The organism is Pseudomonas sp. KCJK8993, assembly GCF_046230915.1.
GTDB classification, from domain to species: domain Bacteria; phylum Pseudomonadota; class Gammaproteobacteria; order Pseudomonadales; family Pseudomonadaceae; genus Aquipseudomonas; species Aquipseudomonas piscis.
Genome location: NZ_JBJJLO010000183.1, coordinates 1 through 7,425, shown reverse-complemented (window position 1 = coordinate 7,425; position 7,425 = coordinate 1). Strand labels below are relative to the sequence as shown.

The window sequence follows — 7,425 nt, the reverse complement described above, 5'->3', positions numbered from 1 at the left end:
CCGTTTCCGCCCTGCCCGAGACGATCATGCCGAACAGTTGATCCTGACCGCCGCATGCGGCATTGAGCGCCATGGCCCAGGCCGTGGCCGCGACCGCCGACACAGTGGTGCCGGCACGCAGGCCGATCTCGCCGATGGCCTGCACCAGCTCGGCAGGCAGGCGCTTCTGGAAACACGCATGCCGCACTGGGGCCAGCGAGGGTTCGGCCAAACCGTCGGAAACGAGTGTCGCTGCCCGGACAGGTTCCAGCAGTTCGGCCCAGAGCGACCGATCCTGTTCCCCGAGCCGGAATTTCTCCTGATCGGCGATGTAGCTTGCGTAGGCATCGACGGAGGCAGGCACTGCGCCGAGGGCCTCGCTCATCAAGGGAAACACCGAGGCACCGTCCATGATCAGATGGTGCGCGCTGAGGACGAACTGATAATCGGCGCCGCCCAGGCTGAACAGGTGCAGCCGGTAGAGCGCCGGCCGGTCCAGCGCAAAGCCAGCCTGCCGGTCTTCGTCCAGGAACGCCTCGAGGCGGTTGCGTTGCCCTGGCTCGTCCATGGACGACAGGTCCGTGTCCGTCCAGCTCAAGGGGGCGTCCGGAACGACCCGCCTGACCGGCTGGCCGGACGCCCCGAGAACGAATGCGCTGCGCAGCAGCTCGTGACGCTCGTGCACCTTGCGCCAACCGGCTTCCAGCGACTTACCGGCATCCGGCAATGTCATGCGGAAGGAATATTGAAGGACATAGGTGTTGCGGTGCCTGGCACGCAGGGACTGCACGAAGATCCCCCGCTGGGCAGGAGACAGGCGCGAAAGGGCCTCGGCCTGCTCCGCTTCACACTGTCGGCCTGCGCCGCTCGGAAGCGGCGCCGAATCCTTGGCTCGGACGGCCTTGAGCAGACCTGCGGCGGTCGGGTTGCGAAACACATCCCCCAGCGTGAAGACATGGCCGAGCGCCTTCGCCCGGGCGATGAACTGTAGCGCGAGGATGGAGTCCGCGCCTTGCCTGAATACGTCATCGGCGGGCTGCAGGGCCGGGTTGCGCAACAGCTCGCGCCATACATCGAGCAGCTCGCGGCCGTCCCTGGCGTCCTTCTCTGCGGCGGCCGGCGAAACGACGGCCGACGGCGTGTCGTTGGCAATGGCCGCGAGCCGCTTCTTGTCGATCTTGCCGTTGGGCGTCTCCGGCAGACACGGCACGACCCGGAACTCGGACGGGATCATGTGCTCCGGCAGATGCTCGCGCAGTTGCAGGCGCAACGGCTCGGGATCTGCTGACGCGCCGTCGTGCACGACGATGAAGGCGGTCAGGAACGCACGCCCCTGGGCCGTGTTGAGCACCACGGCCGCCTGCTTGACCTGCGCCAGCCGCCGGATGCCGAACTCCACCTCGCTCAGCTCGATCCGGTGCCCCCGCACCTTGACCTGATCGTCGGTGCGGCCGTGATAGTGAAAGACGCCCTCGCTGTCGCAACTGGCCAGGTCGCCCGTCTTGTAGGCACGTCCGCCGTCGAGGGTGACGAACGCCTTTTCGGTGAGGTCGGGCCGACCGATATAGCCCAGCCCCACGGCAATGCCCTCGACGTACAGTTCCCCCGTCTCGCCGACAGGCAGTACGCGCCGGTCGGCGTCACGTACGGTCAGACGAACGCCGCGCACGGCCCGGCCGATCGGAATGGCCTGATCGGCGCGGGGCATCTGGACGATGACCTGATGCGTGACGTCGTCGCTGCACTCGGTCGGCCCGTAGGCGTTGACCAAAGGAACGTGGGGCTTGATCGCCAGCCAGCGGCGGGCCAGCGACACCGGTAGCACTTCGCCGGTGGCCACCAGGCACGCGAGCCGGTCGAACCGTGAATTGTCGGTGTCGGTGACAATGGCATCGAGGATGGCCAACAGGTGGCTGGGGACGACCTGCAGAATGTCGATCTCATCCTGCACGATTCGCGAGCCGAGCCGCTCCAGGTCCAGGAACTCCGCCCGCGTCAGGATGGCAGTACGCCCTGCGCAGACCAGTGGGGCGAGGAACTGCCAGACCGAGATGTCGAAACTCTGCGGCGCCGTCTGCGCGACATTGGGCGTCCTGCGCATGTCCAGGTCTTCCACCTTGGCCAACAGGTGATTGACCATGCCGCCATGGTGCACCATCGCCCCTTTGGGCATGCCGGTCGAGCCGGAGGTAAAGATGACATAGGCAAGGCTGTCGTCCGCCAGGACAACCCGCTCGGGGGCCGCCCCTCCCGCCATGCCCTCGAACCGCTCCGGCATCCGCAGGGAAGCGACACCGTCGAATTGCGCCTGGCCGTCAGGCTCCTGGATCAGCCACCGGCACGCGCATTGCTCCAGCATGTAGGCGCGCCGGTCCAGGGGCAACGCACGGTCGAGGGGCAGATAGGCGGCGCCGACCTTGAACAGGCCTATCATCGACACCAGAAAGCCGAGGCCACGCTCCAGGCCAATGGCGACGATATCGCCCCGCTTGACTGAGGCAGCGCCGAGCATGCGGGCGAAGCCATCGGTGATTTCGTCGAGTTCGCGGTAGCTCAGGCGGTCCTGTCCGTCGGACGCTGCAGTGGCGAGCGGAAACCGCCGAACCTGCTCAGTGAACAAATCCAGAAAATGTTCCATATCATCCATGTCTTATGGTTTGGATTTCAGTCGCTTGGTCTATCAGGATCCTTCCCGAAGATACTTCTTGACCCCCCAGTGCCAAAGCAACCGTGACAGCAATGCAAAACCGGCGGTGGCCGCCAGTGCTCCGAGCAGCGTCGCGCCTGTCGTCATCCCCAACGCGGATTGCGCCGGCACCTCCATGATGAAAAAGACCGGCACTATCGTCATGATCACGATCTGGATCCACTCCGGATAAGCACCGGACGGGAAACGGCCCGTGGTCAGGAACATGAACAGCAGATGGGAGATGTTGCCGGTCTTCTGGGTCCAGAACGCCAGGCTGGCGATGCTGAACCAGACGGCATGCACCAATGCGCATGACAGCGTCAAGAACACGACGAAAGCGCTCACGGAAGCCACCGTCAGTTGCCCTTGGGCATGACTGCCACCCAGCATCAGCCCCAGTCCCAGCACCACACCGAAGATGTGCCAGAGGCGCAACTGGCCGAAGGCCAGGATGGTCTGGATATCGATGGGTTTGGACAGGTACGTGTCGATGGACTTGCTGATGATCAATTTCGACGCCGCCTCGCAGTTCGGCAAGACGACCATCTGCACAAAGGAACGAATCAGGATGAAGGCACCGTACAGGACGACGGACTGCTCCTTGTTCCATCCACCGATATCATCGACATTGCCGAAGAATACTTCGATCACCACATAGACGGACAATGCCAGCAGGGCCGTATTGAGCAAACTTGAAAACACCGGCATGCGGTCTTTCAGGTTCGCACGCAACCTGGCGGACAAAAGCGCTTTGACAGCGCTGAACGTTTTCATCAGCCGAACACCGAATAGTGTCTTACGCCCCGGCTCCAGATCAGTCGGGCCAGCAAAGACAAGAACAGCACCAATGCCAACTGGAACATCAAACCGTTCAACAGTTGCTGATGACTGAGTTCACCCATGATGATCTTGATGGGGAAATTGATGATGTAGGGAAATGGCGACCATTGCAGGATCGATTGCATCCAGCCTGGATAAAGCGAAAGAGGCGCCAATACTCCGCCGAACAACGTCAACATATAAGTCAGCACCAAATCGAATGAACTTGCCTGGTCCGACCAGAACGCCGCCAATCCCCCGATAAAATAAAGCAGATAGTTGATGGCGAAGCCCAGGGCAATTCCCAACAATGCGGGCAGCAGATAAGCCAACTTCACGTAGTTGCCTGCCTGGGAAAATAAAAAGACGCCCGCCACGAGGAAAAAGATGGGTATTACCCTGACGAGTGCCGAAGCCAACTCACTCAAGAAGTAATAAAGACCAATGTTGAATGGCTTCAGGAGAAAACTTCCGATATCGCCCGAGTGAATATCGTTTTCCACCTCTTCGGCGGCGGTGCTGGATACGATTTCTCCGATCAGGAACACGAGCGCGAAGTAGGCCGCGAACTTGGCGGGGGTGAAACCCTCCAGGGCGGCATCCTTCGCAATCCCCATCCAGATGACCATCATGAACAGCGGCACAAGGGATGCCAGCACCAGCACGAACAGTTCGGCGCGATGGGCGACCTTGCGGCGGATGGCGGTGCGGGCGACCCCCGCGACCTTCAGGAAGGGCCGGCTCATGCGACACACTTCCCGGAGCCGTCGATACGCGCGGCGACCTCAGCCTGCGAGTTCACGAACAGCTTCAGCAATGCTTCTTCGATGGGCGGATCGCTGATGGAGATGTCCACCACCGGCTGCTCCGACAGCACTCGCGAGCAAACGGCAACCACCTCCGCCGCCGGCACCGTCAGCTCGTGGACGAAGCCGTCCGCCGAGCGCACCAGGCCATAGCCGGCCAGCGCGGAAGCCGCGACGGCCTCGGACAGCTCCACCGTGATGATACGGTGATCGGACATGCGCCTGCGCAGTGATTCCAGGGAGTCGTCGAACGAAACCTTGCCGTCCGACACGACGATGACCCGCTCGCACAGGGCCTCGATGTCCTGCATGTAATGCGATGTCAGCAGCACGCTGACATTCCGCTCGCGGCTGTACTCCCGAATAAAGGAGCGCACCGTTTTCTGGACCCCGACATCCAGCCCGATGGTCGGCTCGTCCAGGAAAAGCACCTTGGGATCATGAAGCAGCGAGGCGACGAGCTCGCATTTCATCTTTTCGCCGAGCGACAGGGTTCGCACAGGGGCCTTCGCCAGTTTCGAGACTTGCAGCAGCTCATCCAGGTAGCCATAGACCCGCTTGAACTGTTCATCAGAGATTTCGAATATCTTCTGGTTCAGCCGGAAGGTTTCCATTGCCGGCAGATCCCAGATCAATTGCTGGCGCTGTCCCATGATCAGGGAAATAGACTTGAGGAATTCTTTGTTGCGCGTCCGCGGCGTATGGCCCAAGACCGAAATTTGTCCGGCCGTTGGATGAAGTAGCCCGGACAGCATCTTCAAGGTCGTTGTCTTTCCCGCGCCATTGGGACCGAGAAAACCGACGACTTCACCTTGCCTGACGGTGAATGAAATATCGTCAACGGCGATCTTTTCGGACGTCTTGGGAAGAACGAGATCTTTCAGCCAACCGAGAGCCCCTTCCGAGCGCTCTTTGATTCGATAAGCCTTCGACAAATTATTAACACTTATGCAGTCCATTGCTTATCAGACCCTGAAAAAATGAGCTATCCATTGCGCATATAGTTTCAACGTGCGCTTGAATATCACGCACTCTTCGGCGTGGTCAAGAAACATCAATTCAAATTTATTTTTTCAATCTCCCGAACCAGGAAGTCGTTGGCCAAGGGGTGCAAAAAGTATTCAACGCCCGCCGCACGACCATAACAGCGCCACTCGCCGCCCGTTTCGCCGATAAACCCAGTGACCGGCGAATACAGGGTCGAGGGCAAAAGAGATTTAGTCGCAAAAGAAGAGCAAAGCTACGGAAAGAAGCCAAACACTTAAATAAAGTTCTTATAAAACAATGAATTGAATGCATCTAAAAGGTCGGCGCCCCTCCTTCCTGTGCAACCCGTGGGAGGCGCAGGAAAAAAAGCCGCCTACAGCTCACGTATCGCTGTCACCTTGATCCGAATCGTCGGAATCCGGTTCATCAGTGGCCGAGTCATCATCGCCGGCGCTGCCGCCCTGTCCCTGATATAGGGGACGCTCACCTCCAAGTCACCAGCGTGGTCACCACAACCAAGCTGGTTGCGCCGACGCGCCACGCGCCATGCCGGGCGCATCAATAAAAAGCCCCGCGGCTTTCGCAGCGGGGCTTCAGGCATAACGCTCAGCGCTTAGTGATGCTCACGCGTTGCCCGGAATTTCACGTCCGGCCAGCGCTCTTCCATCAACGCCAGGTTGACCCGGGTCGGCGCCAGGTAGGTCAGGTGACCGCCGCCGTCCAGGGCCAGGTTCTCCACCGCCTTGTTGGAAAACTCCTCCAGCTTCTTCTTGTCGTCGCAGCTGATCCAGCGGGCGGACCACACGGTGATCGGCTCGTAGGCGCATTCGACCTTGTATTCTTCCTTCAGGCGGCTGGCCACCACATCGAACTGCAGCACACCGACGGCGCCGAGGATGATGTCGTTGCTACGCTCGGGGAAGAACACCTGGGTCGCGCCCTCTTCGGCCAGCTGTTGCAGGCCCTGGCGCAGCTGCTTGGACTTGAGCGGGTCCTTGAGGCGCACGCGACGGAACAGTTCCGGGGCGAAGTGCGGGATCCCGGTGAAGCCCAGGGCCTCGCCTTCGCTGAAGGTGTCGCCGATCTGGATGGTGCCGTGGTTGTGCAGGCCGATGATGTCGCCGGCATAGGCTTCTTCCAGTTGCTCACGCTCGGAGGAGAAGAAGGTCAGGGCGTCGCCGATGCGCACGTCCTTGCCGGTGCGCACGTGGCGCATCTTCATGCCCTTCTCGTACTTGCCCGAGCAGATGCGCATGAAGGCGATGCGGTCGCGGTGCTTGGGGTCCATGTTCGCCTGGATCTTGAAGATGAAGCCCGAGAACTTCTCTTCCTGGGGCGCCACGCTGCGCTCGTTGGCTGCCCGTGGCAGCGGCAGCGGCGCCCAGTCCACCACGGCGTCGAGCACATGGTCGACGCCGAAGTTGCCCAGGGCGGTGCCGAAGAACACCGGGGTCAGATGGCCGTCGAGGAACTCCTGCTGGTCGAACTCGTGGCAGGCGCCCTGCACCAGCTCCAGCTGCTCGAGGAAACGCTCGTACTCGTCGCCCAGGTGGGCGCGGGCTTCGGCGGAGTCGAGCTTCTCGATGATCTTGGTCTCGGTGCGCTCGTGGCCGTGGCCCGGGGTGTAGACGATGATGTAGTCACCCGCCAGGTGGTACACGCCCTTGAAATCGCGGTAGCAACCGATCGGCCAGGTGATCGGCGCGGCCTTGATCTTCAGGACCGCCTCGATTTCGTCCAGCAGCTCGATCGGGTCGCGGATGTCGCGGTCCAGCTTGTTGATGAAGCTGACGATCGGCGTATCCCGCAGGCGGCAGACGTCCATCAGGGCGATGGTCCGCGGCTCTACGCCCTTGCCGCCGTCGAGCACCATCAGCGCCGAGTCCACCGCGGTCAGGGTGCGGTAGGTGTCTTCCGAGAAGTCTTCGTGGCCGGGGGTGTCGAGCAGGTTGATCATGTGCTCGCGATAGGGGAACTGCATCACCGAGGTGGTGATGGAGATACCGCGTTGCTTCTCCATCTCCATCCAGTCGGAGGTGGCATGGCGGTCGGACTTACGCGACTTGACGGTACCCGCCACCGCAATGGCCTTGCCCATCAGCAACAGCTTCTCGGTGATGGTGGTCTTACCGGCATCCGGGTGGG

General features: G+C 61.3%; 5 protein-coding genes. All 5 read right to left on the bottom strand.

What is annotated here, in order from left to right; translation table 11 throughout:
- On the bottom strand, positions 1-2,617 hold a 2,617-nt coding region (locus ACK6AU_RS30815), incomplete at its 3' end, for an amino acid adenylation domain-containing protein (RefSeq protein ID WP_409303455.1).
- 42 nt (positions 2,618-2,659) lie between these two features.
- Entirely contained in the window at positions 2,660-3,442 is a 783-nt protein-coding gene (locus ACK6AU_RS30810) for an ABC transporter permease (RefSeq protein ID WP_185699091.1), read from the bottom strand.
- Positions 3,442-4,233, bottom strand: a complete 792-nt coding sequence (locus ACK6AU_RS30805) for an ABC-2 family transporter protein (protein WP_185699090.1) — start codon at positions 4,231-4,233, stop codon at positions 3,442-3,444. Before ACK6AU_RS30805 ends, ACK6AU_RS30810 begins: the two co-directional genes overlap by 1 nt.
- A complete protein-coding gene (locus ACK6AU_RS30800; protein ID WP_260497978.1) occupies positions 4,230-5,228 on the bottom strand; it encodes an ATP-binding cassette domain-containing protein in 999 nt (332 codons plus the stop codon). The genes ACK6AU_RS30805 and ACK6AU_RS30800 overlap by 4 nt, the downstream gene beginning before the upstream one ends.
- Before the next feature lie 665 nt (positions 5,229-5,893).
- The coding region (locus ACK6AU_RS30795; protein WP_409303452.1) for a peptide chain release factor 3 at positions 5,894-7,425 on the bottom strand (1,532 nt) is incomplete at its 5' end.

Excerpts from the sequence above, each read along its gene's own strand:
- ACK6AU_RS30810 (WP_185699091.1), bottom strand. The coding sequence starts at position 3,442 with ATGAAAACGTTCAGCGCTGTCAAAGCGCTTTTGTCCGCCAGGTTGCGT.
- ACK6AU_RS30805 (WP_185699090.1), bottom strand. The coding sequence starts at position 4,233 with ATGAGCCGGCCCTTCCTGAAGGTCGCGGGGGTCGCCCGCACCGCCATC.